The organism is Paraburkholderia sp. NMBU_R16 (assembly GCF_013282575.1).
Lineage (GTDB): Bacteria > Pseudomonadota > Gammaproteobacteria > Burkholderiales > Burkholderiaceae > Trinickia.
Genome location: NZ_JAAAYE010000191.1, coordinates 1 through 1,492, shown reverse-complemented (window position 1 = coordinate 1,492; position 1,492 = coordinate 1). Strand labels below are relative to the sequence as shown.

2 protein-coding genes are annotated in these 1,492 nt (G+C 63.7%); both read right to left on the bottom strand.

What is annotated here, in order from left to right; genetic code table 11:
• On the bottom strand, positions 1-257 hold a 257-nt coding region (locus tag GWC77_RS27715), incomplete at its 3' end, for an ATP-binding protein (protein ID WP_217283448.1).
• Between the two features lie 6 nt (positions 258-263).
• Positions 264-1,492 (bottom strand): IS21 family transposase (gene istA / locus GWC77_RS27710; RefSeq protein ID WP_217283447.1); only part of this gene is annotated, 1,229 nt, incomplete at its 5' end.

Below are 1,492 nucleotides of genomic sequence, written 5' to 3'. Positions count from 1 at the left end.
GCGCGATTGAGCTTGGGCACACGGTCGAAGTCGAAGTTCTCAAGCGTCTTGCCCAGGGAGAAGCCAGCGCGAGCGAGCCGTGTACCGAGCTTCTTGTGCTCTCGACGTGCGACCTCATCGTGCAACAGCATGGCGAGGAACTCCGTGTAGGCGAGTTGCCCGTCGATGGCTTGGCGGTTACGTTGCTCAAGCGAGTCGAGCACACCCGACAGACGCAACTGCTTGAGGATCGTGTTCAGTTCTGGACTGGGATTCATGGGCGTTCAATGGATCAGAATGGAATGAAGGTCGCGGCCGAAGCGGCCGCCGTTCAGATAGGTGTCGGTGGCCGCAGACGTCGGCGCTGGCGCTGCACTAGGCTGGCTATCCAACCCCTTGTCGAGGATCGTCTTGACGGTGCGGTACTTGGGGCTGGCAAACACGAGCGCACGCTCGCACGCGGCCTCCAGCCGTTGAGCGCCGACCTTCTCGCGCAGCCGGAGAAGGCCCTGCGCGCCGCGCAGATTGACGAGCACCTTGTCGTTGAACATCGCGAGAACGAGCGCGTGGCAGGCCGGCCCTATCTCCTTCGCCCGTGCCAGGCACCACTGCGGATCGTGCTCGAGCCACGCTTGCGCTGCGGGCGGCTGGTGGTCTCGCACGGTGTGGCGATCACCGGGCTTACGCAGCCGTGGGTGAGTCGCAACGAGTTCGTGGCGGTGGAACAACTGCACGACGGTGTCGGTCGACTTCAGCCACAACTGCTTGCCAACGAGCGTGAACGGCACCGAGTAAAGCGCCTTCTTGTAGACGACGTGCCCATCCGAATGCACCTTGACCTCGCACCACACGGCCAGCACCGGCGGGACATCGGGCAGTTTGGCGAGCAGCGGGCGCTCGATGGCAAAGCGCGCCAGTGGCTGTTCGCGCGTCGTGCCGTGCTCGCGCGTGCCCGCCTGCTGCATCACCCACTCACGCAATTGGCGGTTGGCGTCCGCGAGGTCGCGGAATTCACGCAGCGGCATGAAGGATCGTTTGACGTATTTGACTCCAGCCTCAACGACACCCTTCTTGGCAGGATCGTGTGGGGGGCATGCGTCGATACGGAAGCCGTACCCTTCGGCCAGCGCGGCATACGAGCGCTGCACTTCGGGGTCGTACATACACGCTTTCGTGATCGCGCACTTGGCGTTGTCGATGATGACGCGTTCGACTTGGCCGCCGAACCATTCGAAGGCGCGCCGGTGGCAGGCCAGCCACGTCTCGACGGTTTGATCCAGCACGAGCTCCGCGTACTGGTGTCGCGACCAGCACAGCGTCATCACGAAGAACCATGTCTTGAGCAGCACGCCGGATTCGTGCGTCAACGCGGGACCAGCGCCGAAGTCGACTTGCGCGGCGTCCGCTGGCGCGAACTCCAGGATCGTCGTTGCTCTCGCTCCGCGCTCGGCCCTCAGGTGCGTCAGAAAGCGCCGTACCGCCGAATAACTGCCCGTATAGCCGTGGTTACGCT